This window comes from uncultured Algibacter sp. (assembly GCF_947490405.1).
Classification (GTDB): Bacteria; Bacteroidota; Bacteroidia; order Flavobacteriales; family Flavobacteriaceae; genus Algibacter_B.
Genome location: NZ_CANLGU010000001.1, coordinates 154,966 through 178,839 on the forward strand (window position 1 = coordinate 154,966; position 23,874 = coordinate 178,839).

Sequence of the window (23,874 nt, forward strand, 5' to 3'; positions counted from 1 at the left end):
TCATAATTCTTCAAGAGTAACTATTTTATTGTAATAACCGATTACAGGATAGCACAGGTCAGAAAAACGAGCCACTAATACTAATTTTATTTTCTAAATTATTTAAGTGTTATTTTCAACTAATTATTAATTTACAGTATACTTTTTTATGAAACTAAAATTATTTTTAATGTTGTTCTCTACTATTGGAATCCACCATTCAATACTAAATGCACAATCATTTAACCTTGAAAAACCTACAATTAACAAACGAGCTATTTTTGAGGAAAAAAATGGTATTATTGCTATTGAAGCTGAACATTTTACCAAACAAAGCAAAAATAATTTAAGACAGTGGTATCTGACTACTAAAAATAAAATTGCCAATGTAGGACGTGATGACGATACCCAACATTGTTACGAAGCAAGTAATAATGCTTATATTGAAATATTACCCGATACCCGAGTAACCCATTCCGATAAATTAATACGAGGAGAAAATTTCTCTGACAAACCTGGTGAAATAGCAATATTGAATTACAAGGTGAAATTTAATAACTCTGGACGTTATTATGTTTGGGTTCGTGCAAAAAGTACAGGAACAGAAGACAATGGCATTCACGTTGGCTTGAACAATACTTGGCCTGAAAGCGGACAACGTATGCAATGGTGTGATGGTAAAGGAAATTGGACCTGGGAAAGCAAACAGCGAACTAAAAAAGAACACTGTGGTATCCCTAATGCTATCTACTTAGATATTGATAAAACTGGAACCCACAATATACAATTTAGTATGCGAGAAGATGGTTTTGAGTTTGATAAATTTATTTTAACCAATAATATTAATTACGTACCAGTTAAAAAAGGTCCAAAACCAATCCTAGTAAAAGGAAAATTACCTAAACCATTTCCAGTAGCTGAAACTGCTAAGCCTCAAGATTCATATTTTATAAGTATTTCTAAATCTTTAAAAGGAAACAGCCATATAGCTGCTCAAGAATTCCCTATTGATGGCACAGATTTTTATAAAAATGGAAAAAATTGGTTAGCCATAAACCCAAATACACACAAAGAAGCTACAACAAGTACGACTTTTAATTTTGAAAGTGGCAATTATGATATTGTTTTTGTTGGAGTAGGAGAAAATGATGGCAGATCAACATTTAGTTTATTAATTAATAGTAATGAAATTGGCACCTATAACCCTCCGCTTAGTAAAAGATTATGGGAAGAAGGCAAAAAATTTAATGCTCTTTGGAAGAATATAAACCTAAACAAGGGAGACAAAATAACAGTTAAAGCAAAAATAGGTAGTGATGGAGAAGAATGGACTCGTGGACGTTGGGCTGGTATAGTTTTTACTCCTGTTGGGCAAGGAAAAAAAATACAAGATTCTCCTTCTACTTTTACATTTGAAAAATAAAACAATAAAAATCATGAATAAATTATTAATTATAATATTTGGTTCTTTAACTATTTCTTCAGTATTTTCACAAACAGCCATAAAAGCACCTAAAGGTAGAATTGCCATAGTAGCCGACGGAAACTCTCCTGACCCTGATGATTTAGGAGGTACAGCTATTTCTATTGCGCTTTTAAGAGCAGCTGGTCTGGAAGATAGATTAGTACACTACTCACATAGTTGTGATTTAGTAAGAGATGATCGCATTTCTGAAAAAGCTGAAAAAGAGCGCCACCACTTAATGCAAGTTGCTTGCGATATGACAGCAAGACGCTGGGGTGGTTTTCACCAACTTACGTTCTTTGATGCCATATGGCAAAAAGAAGAAACCATAAATGATTTGGCTTGGGCTATAAATGCTTCAACTGCTGAGAGCCCTTTGTGGATTATTGAAGCTGGAGAGCCTGATATTATTGGTATGGCGTTACAAAAAACCCAAAAAGAAAAGCATAAATATGTTAAAGTAGTAACACATCATCCTGCCAATGATAACGCTGGCGATTTTTACACTTGGAAACAAATTCTTGATTTTGGTATTGAAGAAGTACGTATACCTGACCAGAATATAAATTTAAAATTAGACCACGAAAAATGGGATTGGGCGAAAAACCACACAGACCCAAGAATACGATTAATTTGGACTATTGGTAATATTGCTGAAATAGATAATATCGTTACCTTTCAAAAAGGCAAATGGGACTGCTCTGATGCTGGTATGGTACTATATTGGATAACTGGCGCTAACGTGAACAATGGTTTGAGAGCAGGTAGTCTTGAGGTTGTAAAAACACTATTAGAAAACTATGTAAACAATAATACTGAGCTTTCTAAAAAAAAGAAAAAATAAGTATTACTTTTCTATGAATCAATAAAAAAAGGATAACAAGCTAGCTTGTTATCCTTTTTTTATTGATTTTATAATATCCTAGTTATATATCAAACGTTTTACAACACCTTGTTCTGTTTTTAAAATATAAATCCCTTTTGAATGTTTAGAAATATCCACTATATCTCCTTTTCCTTTAGACATTTTTCTTCCCAATAAAGAATAGATTTCCCATGTTTTAGATTTGCTTAAATGAAATATTCCATCTCTACTTGGTACTGGATATACCTTAAAATCATTTTGAAGTGTAAATTCATCAACACTTAAGTTTCCAATTCTATTAAGTGTAACATAGTCATAACGAGGTCCAGACCCACCATTTGGAATTTTTAATTCCAAAACCCAAAGACCGCTTTCCAAATCAAATTCATCTGAGGCATAATCCTGAAAATCACCACCTCCGTTAATTTTTCTTATCCCATCAGTAGTTGAGCCATTTGGAGCAGAAAACAATAATTCAGATGTTGACAAATCTTTTGGCAACAGGTAGGCCTGAAAAGGTTTTGAATTACTGGAAAAGGTGGCATAATTTACCAACATTTCGTAGCGTCCGCTTTCTGTGACGTTTATGGTATATCTTGTATATTCGTTACCACTAAGCCCTGTTATTACAAATCCCGTACCTCCTACTGTAATATCAACATCATCACCTACTTCTGTACGATAGACGCCCCCAGAATTCCCCACAGAAGAATCAAAAAACGCCAATCCTGAACCTCCTAAATCGTAATCTTCAGTTTGTATAACCCCGGGAACCATATGGGCTGTTCCTGAAAACGGCCTTGTTGGATAATCTGTGCTTGTCACTGTAATTGTGCTTTCCTTTGTTCTGCCTCTATCATCTGTTAAAACTAGTTTTAAATTATAGGTGCCTTCGGAAACATTCTCAAGAAGCGAATCATTTTGTCCAGAATATCCCCATGTGAACGGCGCCGAGGCAACACCACGTACCAAAACGTCATTTACAAAAAGTTCCATACTGGCAATGTTCTCGGGTGCGCTGGTTGTAGAAGCCTCAACCTCAATAACATTTCCAGGTTCAATATTGTCCAAATCATTCGGCGTTACAAACATTGGTGCAACTAAAATTGGAACCGCTAGCACATTGATTTTATCTAGATTGAAACCCCCGTTCTGCACATTGAGTTTCAACTCGTGAAGCCCTTTCGTTAAAGGAACCGTTAATTTTGTAGCGGTCTGAAAATCGGTGGCACTGGCCGTTTGTGGCAATGAAAAGTTATCAAAAACCACAACATCGTCGATCTCTATACTCACCAAAGCACCAGCTGTTGCAGAAGCGTAAACAAACTCAAAATCGTAATCATCCGTGTTTAAAACATTGACATCATATTTTAACCATTCGTCATTTTGGGTATCGCCAACGTAAGTGATACCGCCGTCCGTCCCCACATCTACTCCATCGGTATCAATGCCTGGACTCAATGTATTGTCGGCAGTTGTATCTGAAAAGCCAACGCCTTCACCTCCGTCTTTATAATCTTCGGCTTCGATAGTGCCGGCAATAAGGTGAATGGATTCGTCAAAATAGATTTCTGAAATTTTACTTACCGATAGTGGCGGTAATGTAATTGTACCAGTTCCTTCCTTAACCAATTGCAACGGGTCCGTAAAATAATCTATAGGATCTACAACACCTAAATTATCAAAAACTAGAGCTTCGTGCTTAAAGCTTCTGGAATACAACACATTATCAAATTTTAATTCGAAGGTTACAGGCTTGTCTGTAAGGTTTACGGCTACCACTTTAGTTTCCCCAAATTCATTAGTTGTTGCTCTGGCATTTACTGCGTTTACAGAACCTCTAGAAACTGTTAATTGTGCAGAAGACGTTACTGTACCATTCAACAGGGTAGCATCTCTAAATACATCTTGAATAATTTCGTAAGTAGATAAATAGCCCCTTTTTTGTAATGGGTAAACAGGCTCTCTATTACTCCCAACCACCACCATGGCATTTAAAACACGATTAAAGATAAACCAGTTAGCACGTTCATAAATATCTTGGTTTTCTGCCATAAACATAAATACATCTGCCATACCTAAACAGGCGCCACCATGAACATTACTACCAGCAGATACACCCCATTCTGTTAACCAAATAGGTTTTCCTGGTGCAAAGCTCCTTACCCAGTTTGCAGAACCTTCTAGTTCTAATTTTGCTGTTAACAATAGGCCATATGCAGTATTACTATCTGCTGCTTGATCAGGATCGGCTCCCATATATTTATGTAACGATATAGCATCAAAAAAACTTCCATCTCCGATAATGGTATTATTATAGCTTGTATGATCTATTGAACTGTCAATACCATTTCTCCAACTTAAGGGCAAAGACAATTTAATATCTGGAAATTCTGCTTTTAATGCACTAGACACTCCGGAAGCTGCGGCTAAATACATTTCGGGCGTTTCTGTTCTCAAATTACGTTGTCCGCGCCAAAAATGTTCGTTTCCTAATTCTATGGCTTTTACCTCTAAACCTAAGCCAATATCTTTTTGTGCTCTCGCTACACTACTGGCTCCGTCATCAAAATTGATGGAGTAAGTCCACATCATATCGTAACCCTCTCCTGCTGTTCTATTCTTTTTTTGTGTATTTAAATCGGCAATACCATCAATTTCACCATTTATACAACAAACGAAAGTTTGTAATGCTTCTTCATGGTCTCGATTATCGTAGGCATCGTCTTGATAACCATCAGTTTCCCATTCGTAAAAATTGGCCCACACCCCATGTGGAAAACGAATAGTTACTGGATCTACAAGGTTTATAAAATCTTTTTGAAGTTGGGTATCAAAGCCTTGAATATTATAGCCAATTAACTTATTATTGAAAGGTTCGGTACTATCAGTATCCACATTTAAAGATGCTGTTATTGAATTGGGCAATGTAAAAGGATAGTCCTGACTGAAAGATTTTAAGCTGAATATAAAGGTTAAACTTGCTAGAAATATTGCTTTATAAAATTGGCTTTTGCGAATATTACTGTTTTCCATTTCCACTTTTTATTAAAACTATTTATTTTTCTGCTAAAAAGCGTCCTTTACTGTACTGGTTTCGAGGCTAAATTCGATAAACAGTTGATTAACCGTTATAAATAACCAGTAATGTGCTTTTTTTCGTTATCAGAATCTAGCAAAATGACTTTGACCCTTATGAAGCAATTTATTTGGCAGAACTGCTGCGTTAGGGATTGAGGGATTTGTTGAAGCTCCTCGACGCAGGAGAGAGCGACTCCCGAAAGCTCGACCCCTTGCGGGTAACGCCTAAAAAATTTTTAATCCTACTTTCTAATACTTCTTGCCTATTACGGTGTACATTCTACAATCTTTTGGTGCATCACCATCACTGTTTCCAGCCATAATAATACTATCACCAGCTTCTGCAACGCGATGGAAAATTGACATTACTACGTTACCAACTTTAATATTATCGCCAGTATCTTTGTAATCACTCAATAAGAATTCTGGTCGTTTTACTGTATCATCGTGTAAAATATAGATATGCATCTTCATACCGGCAATAAATTGCAGTTGGTCTCTGGCCCAATATCTATTATCAGAATTTGGTGTTCTTATATATTCTGACCCTCTTAAATATTGTGGCACTACCGTGTAGTTTTCTTCCATATCAGTATAGGCCTTTTTACCCCAGTGCATGTTGGTGCGCAACATGGCTTTACCATCGCCTGTATAACTAAATTTTGTAAAAAGTTTACTTTTATTTGTTTTACCTGGAATGTATTCTGGGATTTCTGGCGTATAAACAGGCATAGGGTCTTCTGTAAGTACATTTTCAAATACCTGAGGTAGCTCTGCGGTTAAACCGTTTTTAATATCTACAGGATTAGATGTTACTGTTACACTAGCAACTGGCAACCCCTTTTTGATTGCTGTAATTGTAACATTTCCTGCTTTTAAAATTGAGCGCACTGCAACACGATTTATACCCGATTCAACATCTAAATATAAATTATTGGTTGAGTTTTCTTTTCCGCTATTATAGCCACCACGCCAAATGGCTGGTCCTTCTACAGTAAAATCTACGCGACCTTTTGCAAGCGGACATCTTTTACCTTCTGCATCAACCACCTCAACATCAATTAAAGCTATATCAGATCCATCTGCACGCCATCCGTTTGGCCCAGTAATTGGGGTCAATTTCAACGCTACAGGTTGCCCCGAAGTTTCTTTAGTTTGTGTGACGCTAACTTTATTATCAATAATACCTTCTGCTTTAATATTACCAGCCTCCCAAACTACATTTTTAAACGTATATAAATACCCTTTTTTTGGGGTTGTATTTTCTCCAATTAATTTGCCATTTACATATAGTTTTACCCCAGCAGTATTAGACACTACAAATATGTCTTTTTTTGTGCCTTCTTTATAATTCCAATGTCCAATAATATGTACTTGCGGTTCTGGTCGCCACATTGCCTTTAGAGCATAAAACGCTTCTTTTGGTAAGCGTACTGCATCTACTTCTCCGCTTGCTCTTGTAACTTCGGTTTGCCCACGACCACCATGAGTACCATCAGAAAAAATCCAGTTAGCACCACCAACATGATACGCTTTTCTGCCCATTTTATCCCACCAATGTTCTACCTGTCTTACTGCAAACTTTTCTGAAGTTATTTTATAAGTATTCTTTTCAATATTTGGATGGCTATAAAAATTATCATCAGGTGAATGTTTATCCCAAATACGCCTTGGTGCTTCTTCTCGCATGTATTCGCTTTCTATTAATGGTAAATCAGGGTATTCACGCTCCCAACCTTCTGTTCCAATTTCAATAGTTACATAACCTTCAGAATCATTTTTAACATCTGCGCGTCTATTACCCATTAAGCGTTTGCCTTTAGGATCGAATGTAGTAATCACATCTAAAATTTCTTGATAATGCGCAGCACTTTCAGCCCAATTACCGCCTTCCCAAATCATTATAGACGGATGGTTTCTATAATATACAATCATATCTTTAAAGGCTTTAATACGGATATCCCAAGTTTCACCTTCATCTTCAGATTCGCCACTTACACCTGGCATTAAGTTCACAAACCCATATTTATCGCCCATGGCAACCTCAGCTGGCGAACCAGCACAATGGCCCCATCTGATAAAATTACCACCTGCTTCATCCATAAGTTGGAATGTATGATCGCGCAACCAATCTGGCAATGCAGCGCCCAATCCTGCCCAAGCATTGGTAGGTTTTTGTCCCCAACCGTGGAGTTTAGCATATTCGCCGTTGTTAAAAAAACCTTTATCCTTATCAAAATTAAATGTGCGAATACCCAAAGGGGTTTTATAAGAATCAATAGCTTTTCCATCTACCTTTAACACAGTTTCTACTGTATACATATATGGATGACGTGTATACCAACGGTTGGGATTTTCTAAATTGGTTTGTGTTGAAAAGGTGAATTTCTCTCCTGCTTTTAATGCGTGTTGCGCCTCAGAAACACCCACCAGCTTCCCGTCATTATCAAATATTTTAGCTTCAAAATTCACTGTTTTAGAAGCGTTATAGTCATTTTTAATTTCAGCATTTACAAAAACATCTGCGTTAGTTTCTGATATGTTTTCAGCGTACACATAGGTTCCTAAGGTTTCTAAATTGTCGTATAGCGGTAATGTGATGTGAAGCGGCTCCATAACATGAAGAAATACGTTTCTGTAAATTCCGCCGTGGGTTGGATGCCAATGCTCGTGGTTCCAAACTAACGGAAAATTGTCTCGAAAATGGTCGCCTCTATCATTGTTTACCTTTACAGCAATAATATTGTCTTGATCAAATTTTAAGTGCGGTGTTAAATCGAAACCAAACGGAATGAAGCCTGTTTGATTTTGACCTAAATACACCCCGTTGATGTAAACATCAGCAATTTGACGAACAGATTCAAACTCAATAAATACTTTTTTACCAGCATCAGACTCTGGTAATCTAAAATGTTTACGATACCAAACCGTTCCGCGCCATTGGTTTTCTTCACCATCGTGATGGCCTAAGCTATAATCGTCAAACGTATCTACATCATTAAAAGTGTGCGGACAACTAATCGTAGTCCAAGATGCGTCATCAAAACTTTTGTTTTGTGCGTCTTGTGGATTGTCTTTCAAGAATTTCCAATCGGGGTTGAAATTATACTTTGTTCTTGTAGTTTCAAACGTATTACTAGCAGAACGTGTGCTAGTTTCACAAGAGGTAAATCCTAATTGAAAGATACCGTATATTAAGAAAAAGATTCTGTAACTTACTTTAAGCATAGTTTGTATAAATAAGATGTCAAAATTAGATTTTACTTATTAAAAAACCATACTGAACTGTCATGCAAATTTTAAAATATGTAGCCTATTTTAAAGTTTTTAACTGAATAGCTCTATATTCCACTTTCATTGGTGGACCAACATGCACTTGCACACCAATATAACCTTTTGCTGATCTATTAACCTCATCTAAATCAGTCACATCACTAAACAGTACACCATTCACATAATGTTGCATTTTGTTGTCTTTTACAATGAGATGTATCGTATTCCAATCGTTAGGTTTTATAGTGGATATTAAGTCTGATTTTAATTTGGTATTATTAACGTCTCGTGTTTGCCAACAGTTTCGTTTTACATTTTTGCGAATGTTTTGTTTTGGTATGCTATCTGGCATCTGCGGAATAGTTACAGTTTCGCCCATATAAGCCAATGTGGTTCTTTTTTTCTCTTCGTAATTCTGACCCGTATATTTATTCTTGCCATCAATATCACATTGATACCCTTTTAATGCAAACGGCATAGTTTCTATAAGTGCACTTCGGTAATTTACACCACTATTACCAGAGTTGGTAATTTTGTATTCTAGTTTTAACTCGAAATTTTCGGGTTGTTCCTGTTTGTAAATAATAAAAGAATTTCGTTTTAAAATGGTTTCTGGTGTTACCTCGCCAATTAAAACACCATTCTCAACACGCCAATAGGTTGCATCTCCTTGCCATCCTTTTAAATCCTTTCCATTAAAAATGGATTTAAATTCTGTTTTATTTACAGCGTTTTTACATGAAAAACTTAAGGCTAATAGTATTAGTATTACGAATTGGTGTTTTATAGCTTTTAATCTCATATTATATCTTAATCAACGGTTACTTTGCTTTTCCACCAATTTTCATTGGGTTGAAAATTTTTTGACAACACCTCCAAACGCTGTTTTTCTAGCGAAGGCCATTTCTTATTTACAGTATTTGAATATCTTATTTTAGCTTTTTCAGCATCATAAACTGAGTCTTTTACAGGATATTTAGCATCTACATTATTTAACCAAGACATTAAATTATGACTTAGGCTTTTAGCAATTTCAGGGTGTTTTGATAGTAAATTTTGTTGGTCTTTTTCTTCGGAAGGTAATTTGAATAATTCTTCTCGACCATCTTCCCAATAATGAATTAACTTCCAGCCATCCTGTTGTATTATTGAAGCTGGCTCACCGCCCTGATTGCCATAATGCGGATAATGCCAATATAAAGGTCTGGATAATTCTAATTGCTTTCCTTCTAATAATGGTTTGAGACTGACACCATCCATATGTTGTTCTGGATGCAATGGTACATTTGCAACATCCAAAAGCGTTGGATAAAAATCGGTGTTAATTGCTGGAAATTCCGTTGTAGCACCATCATTTTTCAACCATGGTACTTTAATAAAATAGGGCTCGCGAATACCACCTTCCCATTGGTAGCCTTTTCCTCCTCTCAATGGCAAATTACTGGTTGCGTAATGATCTCCAGAAGCTACACCACCATTATCAGAAGTAAAAACTACAACAGTATTTTCTTCTAATCCATTATCTTTTAATGCTTTTAAAACGATACCAACAGCATCGTCCATAGTTTCAACTAATCCTGCATAAATAGGGTTGTCTTGCACTTTACGAATAGGTAACACACGCTCCATAAGGTAACCAGAATCTGCAATACCTAAGCTATCAGCTTTGTCACGGTATTTTCTCCATTTTTTTTCAGTGGTTTGAATAGGTGCGTGTACGGCGTAAAAAGATAAAAATGCAAAAAACGAAGTGTCTTTATGTTTTGAAATAAAATTTGCAGTTTCGTTTGCTAAACGCAAGGTTAAATTTTCTCCTTTTTGCTTATTGGGTAATTTTGGATTGTTCCAAGGTGAAAAGAAACCACCTCTAGGCGATCCTGCATCTATACCGCCAATATTTATATCGAAACCATGATTTTCGGGATGTGACCCTTCGCCTCCTAAATGCCATTTTCCTGCAAAAAAAGTTTTGTATCCGTGATTTTTAAAAGCTTCTGCAATGGTGATATCGGCTTTAGGTAATTGCGTTACATAATCTGCTGGCAATAATTTATCATATCGATTTCTTGTACGCCACGCTTCACCAGTTTTTGCTCCTATCCAATCGGTAATGCCATGGCGTGCTGTAAACTTACCCGTCATAATACTGGCGCGAGATGGACTACATACTCTACTTGCCGCGTAGCCCTGGGTAAACATCATGCCTTCATTGGCTAATTTATCTACGTTTGGAGTTTCGTAAAAGGTGCTACCCGTAATACCTAAATCGTGATAGCCTAAATCGTCTACTAGAATAAATAGAATGTTAGGTTTGGCAATTTGTTTTTGGGTTTCTTTATTTTTTTTACACCCAAATACTGACAACACCATTAAGCAAATACAGATTATTTTTGAATGATACATATTGTAAATTGGTTAAAATCTAATCGCTTACATATTTATGTGTTTATACTAAAACTTCCTTTTGACCCGCGTTAGGGATTGCAGCGGCATCCTTTTTAATACTTAACTTAAACCAAAGAAGTTTTTAAACTACACAGTAGCAGTTTGCCACGTCACTAACTCCTCGTAATGACATATTAAAAAGATATAGCGGAAAGCCCGACCCCTTGTGGGTAACGCCCATATTATTAAATTATAAAGGTTTTGCTGCTTTTGGCCCGTCATAATTATAAGTAAACCAATCGACATCAATATACCCTGCATCCTCTTTTTCGTTCCATGAAAAGAAGCCTAAACGATCGCCCGTCCATTTCCCGAACGCTATGGTAAACGTTGGCCCAAAAGAGTTATAGGTTTCGCCATCGAGACTATATTCGTAAGTAGCTTGGTTGCTGTTGTTTGATGTTCGAACATATAAATCGTTTCCTGTTATTTCTGGCCCTTTCGTTTTTTGCGCCATAGGATCCATATAAAACAGGTGTTTTTTTCCATTTTCATCTACTTCTATACCCAATAAATTGAACACGCCGCCATAACGCACAAATCCTGCTAATTGGTGTGGTTTCATCCCTGAAATATCGAATTTGGCCACAGCTGTTCCTGTGGTGATGCCCATAATACGCTGACTTAAAGTATTGGAAGCTCTCCAGAAATCTGAGTCGGAACCATCGTTGTTTGTCCACTCGTTTATATTTGGTCCGTAGCCTTTTTCGTTTGGTAATATTTTACTTGCTTTAAGGCGTAACCACCCTGAACGTTCAGTTAAAGACCAATGTGTGTTTCTTGGATTGTGGTTCCACTCCCATTGGAACCCTAATTGGGGTGATGAAAAATCGTCGTCTGAACTTGGAGCTGTAATTGGGTAACCGTCTATGGGTTTTTTGTATTGTTTCACAGGTTCGCCAATGCCATCATTATCTTCATCAATGCCTATAATTGGCCATCCGTCAACCCAATTTACAGGTTCTAAACATTGCGGACGCCCTTGGAATGGAATGGTATCATTCTGAATCAATTGATGCATATACCACCACGATTTATCTGGCGCTTGCATTAATGCGCCTTGGCTCGCACTACGATCATTAAACGCTGTACCTTTTTCTAACACAGTTTTTACTTCGTAAGGCCCGTAAATACTTTCATTAGAACGTAGTACAATTTGTTTTCTATCGTTTTTTGGGTTTTTCACACCTGGTTTGGTGGATGTATCACCCATAGTCCATTGTGCTAAAAAGATATACCAAGTGCCATTTATTTTATAGATTTTGGCAGCTTCGGCACCCATACCCGTGTACACTAATTTACCTTCGCCTAGGATTTTTGTACCATCCCAACTCATTTCGTAAATTCTATTTTCGTTACCTTCAATTGTATTACTTGCTGCTTTTTGCTTGCCTGCTGTATTAATTATTACATAAGCTTTGTGTGTTTCTTCATCCCAAAATACTCCCGGATCATCTAGCACCTCAGCCTTTGGCAGCATCATAATAGGTTTACTCCACGGGCCTTTAATATCCTTCGCAGTTGCTACCATTAAACCATGTTGATAATCTATTTGGTAGCAATACCAAGTACCTTCGTGGTATGCTAAATCGCCTGCCCAAGTCCCAAAAGAATAGCCATTCATGCGATCCCAATTGTATTCTGGCGCCCAAGATAAACTTTCAAACACGTGCCCCACATTGGTCCAGTTCACCATGTCTTTAGATTCTAGAATTGGCATCCCTGGCGACATGTGTTGCTTTGATGTAATCATATAATACGTATCGCCTACTTGCTCGATATCAGAATCTGGATAATCTGCATTTAAAATAGGATTGATGTATGTACCATCACCTTGGTCTCCAAAACTTCCTGTTTGGGCTTGAGCCACATCTTTTGATGATGTTATTGTTTTGTTTTCTGGTTTTGAATTACAACTGATAAATGACACTAATAGCATAATAATTAGTGATTGTAAAACAGTGTTATATGTTAGTTTCATAGTATGCCTTTTAGATATTTTTATTGTCTTATAAACTTAGCTTTTAGAATACGCTATTGTGTAATCTCCTGAACCTAAAATTACAAATCCGTCTGCTATTTCAATAGGGTTATTTTGTTTAAATTCTGTAATAGGTGCACCGTTTATTTTTAAACTTTCAAGCTCTGAAGGCGTCACTAAAACCCTTGCTTTTGTATTAAACGGCACTTCAAGATTCATACTTAAAACTTCATCTTTTATTGACCAATTATTGGTAATATCGCCATAAGGTGTTGGTACTTTTACTTCCGTGCTTGTGATTGCAGTAGGAAACTCAGGGTTTACATTAAATGCTTTATAACCTGGTTGATCTTCTGAAGATTTAATACCTCCTAATGATTCATAAAAATAAGCTGCAAAACCAGAGTGCATTGGGTGATTTAAAGAATTTGTTGGCCCTTCCATCTCTTCCCAAACAAATTGGCGTTCTGGCCATGTGGTAAAACCTGAATTCATAACATACGTTTGACTTGGAAAATCTGGTGTTGTTAAAATTTGATGTGCTAAATCTGCTTTTCCGTATTTTGAAAGCACGGTGTAAATGTATCTATTACCGTGAATTCCCGTGGAATGATGCCCGCCTTTAACTTTAACAATATCATGTTCTAAACCATTAACAATACTTTCAATCTCATTTTCTGGCGCTAAGCCAAACTGTAAAGCTTGAACAGTTGCTGTTTGACTTTGATACCATTTGTGTTTTGTATTGGGTATTTCAACTAAAAATTCTTTGTTGAACGCCTCTTTCAATTCGCGTTGTTCTTGTTTCATTTTTAGAGCGAAAGCTACATCATTATTCATTTCTGCAAAGGTTTCCATAATACCTAAAACATCATAGAAATAGGCATTTGCAGAAATAATAGGGTCGCACTCCATAGCTGAAGGATTTTTACGTCTGTCCCATCTTGGTGGACACCAATCTCCCATACCATCTTGCATAATGCCATTTTCACCTTTGTAATTTAGATAAAAATTAGTCAAGTTTCTCATCTCTGGATAGTATTCTTTTACTATGGCATCATCACCATAAAACTTGTAATTATACCATGGCAAATACATAGTGGCTACGCCCCAATCTATTTTTGCGTAGGTTGATGTACGTTTTCCTGGAGCAATCATAGTTGGCACTTGAAACTTTATATCTGGGGTGTTATGCCCTTTTGTTGGTCGCATTTGTGTACGAATGTCTTCCATATATTTTTTGTAGAAATCGTACATATCATAATTATAAAGTGCATATTCACAAAATGCATGTGCATCGCCTAACCATCCACATTTTTCACGGTGTGGACAATCCTCTGGAATACCGTGAACATTGTCTACAATCGTCCATTTACTAATACTGTGCATTTTGTTTAATAATTCATCTGAAGATGCAAAGCTTCCAGTTTCTTGAATATCTGTAGCCACCAAAACAGCTTTAATCATATCTGCATCTGGTTTTCTAGAAATACCTGTAATTTTAGCATATCTAAATCCATGATAACTAAATTTAGGTTCCCAAGATTCTAAATCATCTCCTTTACAAATGTACTTGTATATTTGAGCCATTCCGTTTGCTCCGCCTCCTGTAGATCCTTTAAAAATATCTTTTCCATTTGTTAACAAGGCTTCTGTAGTAACAACCTCTATTAATTGCCCTTCTTTTTCTTTAACATTTAATTTTACCCAACCCGCAATGTTTTGACCAAAATCTACAATCCAGTTACCATCTGACCCTTTAAAAACTTTTTGCGGTTCAAACTCTTTTAATTTTTTAATTGGTGGAATTTGACTTGCACTTATTTTTTTAACATTAGGTGATGTTACTTTTGCATTACCCCATTTTGCATCATCATAGCCAACAATATTCCAGTTACCTAATTCATAACGTGCATCATAAGTATCTCCACCATAAATGTTGTTAAACACAATTGGTCCTGTAGCTTCTTTCCAGTTTTCATCTGTATAAAAGTCTGCTGAAGTTCCATCAGTATAATTCAATTTTACCAAACAACGCACTGTTGGTTGCCCATAAGAAACTCCTTTTTTATTCGATTCTGGATCTCTACTCCAAGAAATATTTTGTCCGTAAAATCCGTTTCCTAATATAATTCCGAAAGCATTTTTCCCAGACTTTAATTGTTCTGTAATATCATAATTTACATAATATGCTTGCTTATCGTAGTTAGACGGTGCTGGGTCTAAGACATGGTCCCCCACCTTATCTCCATTTAAATACAACTCGTAATACCCTAAACCACAAATATAAACTTGTGCATTTTCTACTTCTTTATCAAGCTTTAATTCATTTCTAAAATAACTAGCTGCAAAACCATTTACTGGCTTTGACTCTTTCATGTTACCTCTTTTATACCCTCTAAAACGATGCTCAGAAGTTCTCGTATCTTTATTTAAAGTAATCCATTTAGAATTTGCCCAGTTTTTAGAATTCATTAAACCCATTGTAAATTCTTGAACATCGGACCAGTTCGAAGATGCACCTTTTTCGTCCCAAATTTTCACTTTCCAAAAATACGTTTGTAATGCTTCTAAATCTTTTCCTTGGTATTTAACAAATGTAGATTTGTTACTTGCTACTTTATCAGAATTCCAAATATCAGCATCGTTATCATTTAATTTTCCTTTTGATGATGCTACCAAAATATGATAAGCAGATTGCAACTTATTGTATTCTTCTACATTAACAACCCAAGAAAACAAAGGTTGTTTACTTTCTATTGCTGAAGGATTATGCTTTGTATTTACCGATAACTTCTCAAAAGACATTGGTGTATTTGAGGTAGAAATCTGTTTACAGGACACATAGAAAATAGCTATGAAAATTACTAAAAAGAGAGATTGTTTTTTTATCATTTTTTGGTTCGCTTTATTTTCTCGAAAAGTACTGGTAAAAACAGTAAATATTATCCTGTACTATCTGTTATAAATAGTACTACCAAAATTTACATGAAGAACTACAAGATATTGAAAAACCAAATTTATCTCTCTAATTTTTATCACCTTATCACAAAACTCTACAATAAAGTTTTATATTTTTTTTAATATCGCTCTGATGAAAATGACCTTACATGTACTCCTGAAAAATGATGGTGCACGAATTTCCACTTGTCTTGTCTCAATTAACCTGTAAACAAAACAACTTTATCGGCCCTTGCAACCCTATTGAAACCAAATCTTTATAGTGTCTTGTCCATACATTTGTTAAAGGATTGTCTATAGATTTGCAATAATTAGCTAACACGGTAGTGTATTTAATTTCCAATTTATTTTCTCCTTGTTCTAAATAATCTGCAATAGCATAAACTGCTTCTCCATACCAACGTTTGCCTACTTTTTTTCCATTTACATATAATTCTGTAACTCCTCCGTTTACATTTCCTAAATCTAAATGTGTATAATTACCGTTGTTATTTAAAGTAATTTTATAACTGATTTCTCCGCCAAATGAACTCTGGTTTTTATCCTCAGATTTACTAAAATCAATCAATTCATTCATTTGCCAAGTAAGTATTTTGCCATCTACTCTTTTTCCTGTAACATTCCAAATTCCAGTAATTGCTTTAGATTTTTCAACTTTAGTTGGATTCATCATCGGAGTTTCTATTGGCTTTTCATCTTCAAAAACCAACAATAAAGATTCTAACGGTTTAAGTGAAATAGATAATTCATTGGTGTTTTTAGCATAATAGAATGGCTTTCTTTCTCCTGTTTCTGGGTTCCACACATAAGGATATTTATGTTTTACAGGAAATTTAGCATTAAAATTTGCACTGGTAAACCTATGTACATTTGTAAAAAAATATAGGTCTTTATCTTTAGTATATTGATGAATTTGATATACTTTTTTAGTAGGATTATCGATAACTACATCTGGAGTAACTTCAGATTTTTTAAGCAAGTTCTCTGTCCAAGTAAATAATTGCGCTAACGAATTTGGTTGTTTTATTTGAATGATAGAATTCGGTTTCTCTGCCAAAATCTTCTCTATAATTTCTTTTACACGGCTGTCATTCTTATCAAAATCTTTAAAATGTAATGACTGTTTAGGCAATTTATCTATTACCACAACTTTACCTCCAGAGTCAACAAATTTTTGAATTGAAAGAGCTGTTTCTGGATGAATAGATTGTAGACTAGCCAAAATCAACAATTTATAATTCATATTCCCAAAAGAGATTTTACCATTTTCTATTGTTGCTTCCGCTAAAACTTTTTGATTGATATATTCGCAAGAATACCCTAACTGACTAATGGGTTCCCACATTTTATATAAATACCTTGGTTCTAAATGGAAAGGTGCTCTTGCCAAACCTTTGTCTCCCCATAAATCGGCAGTAGGCCCAAGAATAGCTATAGATTTATCGGCTTGAGAATTTTGAAATACCGCTGATAATCTTGCATTGTAATCTACCCAATTATTTAGATGTTTCCACCAAGTGTTTTGCTCACTAAAATAAGCTCCATAACGTATCCAACCTGGAAATGGCTCTTCTTTTGGAGAATAGTTGTAACCGTGTAAAATAGAATGATTGATACCTGTGATAAAATTCATATCATCATGTTGCTTAATTTCTTCTAGAGTAGTTTTAAAAACACCTCTTGTATTGGTCATAACCTCAGAACTTACAATTTTTTTATTTGTTAAATGACCTCCAGCAGAAGCATACATATTCCAAGTCATATACCCATGACTTTGATTCCATTGCCATAAAGAATCTTTCATTGCCGCAGAATAAATCCAATTATTACTTTCTGGAATATCTGGTATCATATACCCATCTAACATACCCATTAAAAATGGCGTCCCATAAGCTTGGTATCTACAAAGTACTCCGTTTGCTTCACAAAAATCTTTATATGTTTTTGTAAAATTTTCTAAAAACACTTCTACCAGTAGTTTATTGTAATCGTATCGAACTCTTTTTAATTTATTTTTAAAGTCTACTGAAAAGTTCTTTGAATAGTTATCATCAGCATAACTACCTGTTGAAGCATAAAAAATAAAAGGCATCCATTGTACCAATTTATAACCATAGGTTTTAAAAAAGATTGATTGAAAATCATCTGTCCAATTTGCACCAGAAACCTCAATACTATCACAAAAAATAGCTCTAATTAATTGATTTAATGGAATACCAGAACGTTCCGATATTTTCTTTAACCTATTTAAATACGCTAAAGTCATTTCTTTTTTATAATGATCCATTACAGGACCTGCCCCTCCTGGAGCACCCAAAGTAACATCTCTAAAATTTTGCTGAATTAGCGAATAGCTTAAATAATATTCTCCTGAGTTTTCAATTATATAGTTTAGTTTCCTATTCTTATCTAAATGATCTAAAAGATTTATTACTTGATCTTTATCATTACAATTTTTAGGAATTAAAGCAAGACTAGCTAACCTATAAGTTGTTCTTTTACTTACATGCCTTTGAGCTCTAGTTTTTCCAAACTTTTTTTTATATAAACTAATTAAATGCCCTTCATCAACTTTAATAATATCCTTAGAACGATACTCAATGTAGTCTGATACCATTCGCTGACTCGTTTCTTCATCTTTTAAAAACTCTCCTCCAAATGGCCAACCTGTTCCAGCAATGATATCTGTAATCATCCCCAGATCCTTGGCTTTTTTAGCTGCATGAACTACCATATCAACCCATTCATCACTCATCCAAACCAAAGATTTTTCGCTTTTATTAAAAGCAACTGGCATAGCAATTGGGTTTATTTCTACACCACCGAAACCAACATTTTTTAGAGATTCTAATTGCCTATCAATTTCTACAGATTTAATTTTATTACCATTCCACCACCAACGAACAAAAGGCCTAGCTTCTGCAGGAGGATTTTGAAATTTGCTGAATAAATCTTGGGATAGCGTTTTCTCAGTAAATTTATTATCACAGGATAGTAAAACAGTTAAAATTAAAACCAGTTGTAATGTTCTTATCATGGTGCATTTTTTAAATATTCTAAATATAGAATCTAATATAAATAAAAGCGTCCTGTACAACCATGACAAATCTAACTAATGCAAGACACTACAGGATAAAAACAAAAAACAATTAATATATATTGCATATTGTGAAATTGAAATTATTAAAAATGAAATTGCGAATAGTATTTATAGCTCCAATAATTATACTTTGTAGTCTTGTCATTGCATGTTCTAGTGAATCAGATACAGATGAACAAATGATTGAAGAGCCAAAAGATGACAAACCTGATGTGCCTGAAAATCCTCAACAAGACTGTGATGAGCAATCAGATTTTCCAAATCTAGGTCCAAGTGCATCACAATCACAATCTTGCGATGATGTTTCAAACCCTAACAATCAAGGCACACTAGATTGTAGAACAGATAATACTGTTGGTGGTTATGAAAATTTAGATAATGACTGGGGTAGCTATAAGATTACTGGAGGAGAAATACGGTATGATGGTACAAGAACTAGAGTTGAACGGTTTTTTAAAACTATTTCACAAGGAACCAGCAAAAAAACCATCCTTACTGGAACACTTAAAATTGTAGATTTAAGTGATGGCGAGACGTGTATTATTCAGTCCCATGCAGGAGGCGATATTTTAAAAGGCGAAGAAGTTGGAAGCGAAAATCGAAGTGCTCAATTTCTACTTTATGCGTCTAAAACTTCAGATAATAAAATTAAACTTGTAAACCATGTAACCATTAATCCTTATACAACAGAAACTGGAGGTGCCAGAGATAGACAAGAATTTAAGACTCTTGATTTCAATAAAGAATATGATTTTGTTTATGAAACTGGGTATGATGAAACTGGCACTGCTTTTTCAAAAATAAAAGTAGGCAATACTGAAACTTATATTGAACATAACCACACTACCGAACGTGTTTACACAAGATACGGTGCTTACGGCACTAGCGATACGGGTGATGTAACAGCTCATATTGAGTTTAAAGCGGTTAGTTTATGTAGGGAATAGTACCTAATTGATTATTTTTTTAAAGAATCTGTGGCATTCCCCGTATTAAGATAGTTTGCAGTTATATAGTTTTTTGACACAAAAACTCACATCACTCATTTTGCAACACATCGAATAATACCATTTTATTAGAAGAACTGTTTTTATTACTCTTCTATTAAGAAATACAATAATTTATTAAAAAAATATTGTCCCATTTCAGAATTTGTAAACAATACAAATCCCCATTTTTTTCTTAACATCCAAAATATAAGCACCAGTAAATCCGTCGTTATTCCCACCATGAAAAAACAATGTGTGATAAGGTTTTTCGAATGTCTCAAATCCCAAAGCATAATATTTTCCTTTCTTTGGAGTTGAATGCACTTTTAATAGTTCGTTATAACTTTCTTTAGACAATAATCTCTTGTTCATTTCAGCAATCATCCATTTAGTAAAGTCTATCACTTCTGAATGTAAAGAGGATGGGGCAACAAATTTTTCATTATCTTTTAGATACCAATAATCGTTTTGCCAATCTATAAGATTTGAGTTGCCATCATAAGGTTGTGCTTTGTGCTTTCTCGTATATTCAGTTTGAATAAATGCTGAGTGCTCCATATCTAGAGGCTGTGCTATTCTTTCCTGAAAAATAGACTCTAATCCTTGCTAATCTGTATTTTCAATTTTTCGTAAAACCTTGGCTAGATACTGATACCCTTCACCTGAATACATGTTATCTGTTCCAGGTTCAAACATTATCTTCAACTTTCCATCTGTGTTAGCCACACGCCAGTTTGGGAATCAGGAGTAGATACAATTACAGCTTCGCCATTATTAAAATACACAATTCCGTTATTATTCTTTTGTGTATGAATATAAGTGTTCTCAGAAAGTTTTGTGACTGTTAAACTTTCTGAGATTTTAATAATTTGACCAAATAAGGGCGAATTTAAAATAACCAAAAGTATCCATACGAAGTCCTTTTTTATTTTAATCATGCTACATTAAAACTAGTGTGTTGTGTATATTTTTAGTGGTGTGAGTTAAGTATAAATTTAGCTAATAATTACTTGTTTTTTTCTTTTATTTCATTAATAATTTTTGTACTAACCCAATATATATCTTGATTACTAGTATATAATAAGTATTTTCCATCTTTTGTAACGAATGGGCAATATTCATAATTATCGGTATTTATTTTTTTACCCATATTAACCGCATTTGTCCAATTTCCATTCGAGTTTTTAAAACTAATATATAAATCTCCTCTTCCAAATCCGCCATCACGAGTAGAACAAAATATAAGATAAGATTCATCTGGTGCAACAAAAACATCGGCTTCGTATCCTGTTGTGTTTATTGACGCATCTAGTAATACAGGCTTTTGAAATTCATTATTAATAATTTTGCTATAATATATATCATGGTCTGTTCTGGAGATGTCTTTTCGAGTGTGCCCATTAGAAGCAAAATACATGGTTCCATCATTTGTAAAAGACATATAATATTCATTCCCATTTGTGTTAATAGTTGAACCTGCGTTTATTGGTTCTGACCACCCATTGCTCAATCTCTCCACATACCATATATCAACATCTTTAATTTTACCAATACCATCTAACGCTCTTTTTGAGATAAAATAGAGTCTATTCTCATCATTCGAAAGAAAAGGGTCGTTATAACTGTAACGCTTATGTGAAATAATGGTTTTTGGTGTACTCCATTGGTTACCTTCTATTTTTGAAAAACGAATTTCATTCCGCCCGTTTACATCTACTCCAAAATAAAACTCAGTTCCCTTTTTGTTAAATGTTGAACCGAATTCTTGTTCCTCAGTAGAAATGAAGTTAGGCGCAAACATTTTAGGAATCGTTTCACGTCCTTTTAGTCCCATATATTTTCCTTTCATTTTGAACTTTCGAACAAGATTTTTATCTGCTCCTTGAGAAATTAGAAATTCAGAAATATTTTTAGTGCCCAATCGTTTCGAGATTTCCAAAGCAGTACTTCCTCTTTTGTTTTTAATATTTATGTCAACGCCACTCGTAATTAATTTCTCTGTTATTTCTTTGTTTCCATTTAATATAGCCTGTTCAATTAATGAAGCTCCATATAAGGACTGCCAGTCATTATTAGGCTGTAATTCAATTAGATAATCAAGATATTCTATATTATTGAACCGAACTGCTACGTGTAAGGGTGTTTTTTCTTGATTATCAGTTTCATTAATTTTTATGTTTCTCTTTATTAGAAAGTCAAATACTTCCCGCTGTTTACAAGCTACTGCCCAATGTAATAACGACTTTCCTCGATTGTCTTTCATATTAATGGTACTATTTACTAGCATACTATCTAACCTTACCAAATTGCCCTTGCAGGCTGTCCTAAATATATTTTGGCTAAACACAACAGATGTTAAGGTTAACGTTAATAGCAGAATTAAGTTTTTTTGGGTCATGAATTTCATACTAATCAATTAATGCGCTTTTTATGAAGTTTTGAAAGGTACTTCTCAGTTTTAATTGCGAATGAGGTCGCAATTGAACCATTAAAATATAAATTAAATTATTCTCCACATCTATTTTAAAATAAGTACCTGCCAATCCACCCCATCCAAATACCTTTTCTAGGGTATCAGGAGTACTACCGCTTATCACAAAGCCTAATCCAAACCCAGATTCTCCAGTTCTAATTTTTAGATTGGGTTGATAATTTCTAGTTTCTTGTATATGGTCCTGCAACATCAAATCGACCGTCTCTTGTTTCAAAATTTGTGTATGATTCAGCGTTCCTTTATTAAGAAGCATTTGGCAAAACCTCAAGTAATCTAAGGTCGTTGAAACCAAACCTCCTCCAGCATGGTACATTGTCATGTTTTTTGTGTACCTACTATTTTCGGGTGTATCTGAAACAGTAATTCCTTGCGTTTTGTTCCATCTATAGCCTACCACGAAATTATTTACTTTTTCTAGGGGTACTTGAAAAAAAGTATTGTTCATTCCAAGGGGTAAAAATAGCTCTTCTTTTAAATAGATGTTAAGATTTTTGCCTGAAAGAACTTCAACTAAATAGCCACATATGGCTGTTGAATGACCATATTGCCAATTTGTACCTGGCTCAAACTGCAATGGAATCTTACTCAAAGCTTCGACAAATTCTTTATTATTTTCAGAATTAAAAAGGTTGGCCTTCCGGTATAGCTGATTTAGTTTAGGGTATGGACTCCTACCATTACCATAACCTGCTGTATGTGTAAGTAGCTGCCTAATGGTAATAGTTTTTTTTGCAAGGTTAATTGCAGAGTCAGTATATACAAAAACAGAATCCAACTGTGGAATATATTTAGCGACTGGATCATCTAACTTAAATTTACCTTGTTCATATAGTTGCATTAGTGCTACAGAAACGATGGGTTTCGTCATTGAGAAAATTCGAAAAATACTTTCCGTATCTAATGCCTTTTTATTTTTAATATCGGCATATCCATAGCTATCAAAATGAACTAATTGACCATGCCTCATTACAGATGTTTGTATCCCTGGTAATTTGTTATTATCCACAAGTTTATGAAAATGATTGTTCATTTTCTTTAAGCTATCACTGGATAATCCAACCTTTTCAGGCATAACACTATTTATGTCATGCTGAGCGAACAAAGAAAAGTTGACTGTTAAAAAAGCAAGTATTAACGGGTAATTCATTTTTTTATTAGTAGGTAACGGTTCATAATATCCTCTGAAAGGAATTGCGGAAAATAGCACTTTCAAGATATAATAAAATTGGCACTTATAATAT

The 23,874-nt window shown here is 34.7% G+C and carries 13 protein-coding genes; 3 read left to right on the plus strand and 10 right to left on the minus strand.

Annotated elements, in window-relative coordinates:
* The first annotated feature begins 148 nt into the window (after positions 1-148).
* Both Q0772_RS00605 and Q0772_RS00610 read left to right on the plus strand, forming a co-directional pair.
* The gene (locus tag Q0772_RS00605) at positions 149-1,402 is read left to right on the plus strand and encodes a hypothetical protein (RefSeq protein WP_298338740.1); all 1,254 of its coding nucleotides are present in this window, start codon (positions 149-151) and stop codon (positions 1,400-1,402) included.
* A 13-nt stretch (positions 1,403-1,415) separates the two neighbouring features.
* Entirely contained in the window at positions 1,416-2,288 is an 873-nt protein-coding gene (locus Q0772_RS00610) for a hypothetical protein (RefSeq protein WP_298338743.1), read from the plus strand.
* Positions 2,289-2,366: 78 nt separating this feature from the next.
* On the opposite strand, the gene Q0772_RS00615 is transcribed toward Q0772_RS00610, so the two are convergent.
* The 7 genes from Q0772_RS00615 to Q0772_RS00645 all read right to left on the minus strand — a co-directional run bounded on the left by Q0772_RS00615 (position 2,367) and on the right by Q0772_RS00645 (position 19,087).
* Positions 2,367-5,345, minus strand: a complete 2,979-nt coding sequence (locus Q0772_RS00615) for a carbohydrate-binding protein (RefSeq protein WP_298338745.1) — start codon at positions 5,343-5,345, stop codon at positions 2,367-2,369.
* Between the two features lie 294 nt (positions 5,346-5,639).
* Positions 5,640-8,618, minus strand: coding sequence for a sugar-binding domain-containing protein (locus tag Q0772_RS00620; RefSeq protein ID WP_298338748.1), 2,979 nt, complete (start codon positions 8,616-8,618; stop codon positions 5,640-5,642).
* An 85-nt stretch (positions 8,619-8,703) separates the two neighbouring features.
* Positions 8,704-9,465, minus strand: coding sequence for a DUF1080 domain-containing protein (locus Q0772_RS00625; protein ID WP_298338751.1), 762 nt, complete (start codon positions 9,463-9,465; stop codon positions 8,704-8,706).
* Between the two features lie 8 nt (positions 9,466-9,473).
* Entirely contained in the window at positions 9,474-11,066 is a 1,593-nt protein-coding gene (locus Q0772_RS00630; RefSeq protein ID WP_298338753.1) for a sulfatase, read from the minus strand.
* Between the two features lie 232 nt (positions 11,067-11,298).
* Positions 11,299-13,089: a glycoside hydrolase 43 family protein gene (locus Q0772_RS00635; protein ID WP_298338756.1), complete on the minus strand. Its 1,791-nt coding sequence runs from the start codon at positions 13,087-13,089 to the stop codon at positions 11,299-11,301.
* Positions 13,090-13,125: 36 nt separating this feature from the next.
* Complete coding sequence (locus tag Q0772_RS00640; protein ID WP_298338759.1) at positions 13,126-15,984, minus strand: alpha-L-rhamnosidase; 2,859 nt, start codon at positions 15,982-15,984, stop codon at positions 13,126-13,128.
* Positions 15,985-16,246: 262 nt separating this feature from the next.
* A complete protein-coding gene (locus Q0772_RS00645) occupies positions 16,247-19,087 on the minus strand; it encodes a glycosyl hydrolase (RefSeq protein WP_298338762.1) in 2,841 nt (946 codons plus the stop codon).
* A 152-nt stretch (positions 19,088-19,239) separates the two neighbouring features.
* On the opposite strand from Q0772_RS00645, the gene Q0772_RS00650 reads away from it, so the two are divergent.
* Entirely contained in the window at positions 19,240-20,097 is an 858-nt protein-coding gene (locus Q0772_RS00650; protein WP_298338765.1) for a hypothetical protein, read from the plus strand.
* Positions 20,098-20,295: 198 nt separating this feature from the next.
* Here Q0772_RS00650 and Q0772_RS00655 read toward each other — a convergent pair whose 3' ends face one another.
* The 3 genes from Q0772_RS00655 to Q0772_RS00665 form a co-directional block, all read right to left on the minus strand.
* Entirely contained in the window at positions 20,296-20,730 is a 435-nt protein-coding gene (locus tag Q0772_RS00655; RefSeq protein WP_298340583.1) for a serine hydrolase, read from the minus strand.
* A 415-nt stretch (positions 20,731-21,145) separates the two neighbouring features.
* Positions 21,146-22,546, minus strand: coding sequence for an ankyrin repeat domain-containing protein (locus Q0772_RS00660; RefSeq protein WP_366104911.1), 1,401 nt, complete (start codon positions 22,544-22,546; stop codon positions 21,146-21,148).
* A 1-nt stretch (position 22,547) separates the two neighbouring features.
* On the minus strand, positions 22,548-23,840 hold the full coding sequence (locus tag Q0772_RS00665) for a serine hydrolase domain-containing protein (RefSeq protein ID WP_298340585.1): 1,293 nt from the start codon (positions 23,838-23,840) through the stop codon (positions 22,548-22,550).
* Between the last annotated feature and the right edge of the window lie 34 nt (positions 23,841-23,874).

Excerpts from the sequence above, each read along its gene's own strand:
- Q0772_RS00605 (WP_298338740.1), top strand. The coding sequence starts at position 149 with ATGAAACTAAAATTATTTTTAATGTTGTTCTCTACTATTGGAATCCAC.
- Q0772_RS00610 (WP_298338743.1), top strand. The coding sequence starts at position 1,416 with ATGAATAAATTATTAATTATAATATTTGGTTCTTTAACTATTTCTTCA.
- Q0772_RS00615 (WP_298338745.1), bottom strand. The coding sequence starts at position 5,345 with ATGGAAAACAGTAATATTCGCAAAAGCCAATTTTATAAAGCAATATTT.
- Q0772_RS00620 (WP_298338748.1), bottom strand. The coding sequence starts at position 8,618 with ATGCTTAAAGTAAGTTACAGAATCTTTTTCTTAATATACGGTATCTTT.
- Q0772_RS00625 (WP_298338751.1), bottom strand. The coding sequence starts at position 9,465 with ATGAGATTAAAAGCTATAAAACACCAATTCGTAATACTAATACTATTA.
- Q0772_RS00630 (WP_298338753.1), bottom strand. The coding sequence starts at position 11,066 with ATGTATCATTCAAAAATAATCTGTATTTGCTTAATGGTGTTGTCAGTA.
- Q0772_RS00635 (WP_298338756.1), bottom strand. The coding sequence starts at position 13,089 with ATGAAACTAACATATAACACTGTTTTACAATCACTAATTATTATGCTA.
- Q0772_RS00640 (WP_298338759.1), bottom strand. The coding sequence starts at position 15,984 with ATGATAAAAAAACAATCTCTCTTTTTAGTAATTTTCATAGCTATTTTC.
- Q0772_RS00645 (WP_298338762.1), bottom strand. The coding sequence starts at position 19,087 with ATGATAAGAACATTACAACTGGTTTTAATTTTAACTGTTTTACTATCC.
- Q0772_RS00650 (WP_298338765.1), top strand. The coding sequence starts at position 19,240 with ATGAAATTGCGAATAGTATTTATAGCTCCAATAATTATACTTTGTAGT.
- Q0772_RS00660 (WP_366104911.1), bottom strand. The coding sequence starts at position 22,546 with ATGAAATTCATGACCCAAAAAAACTTAATTCTGCTATTAACGTTAACC.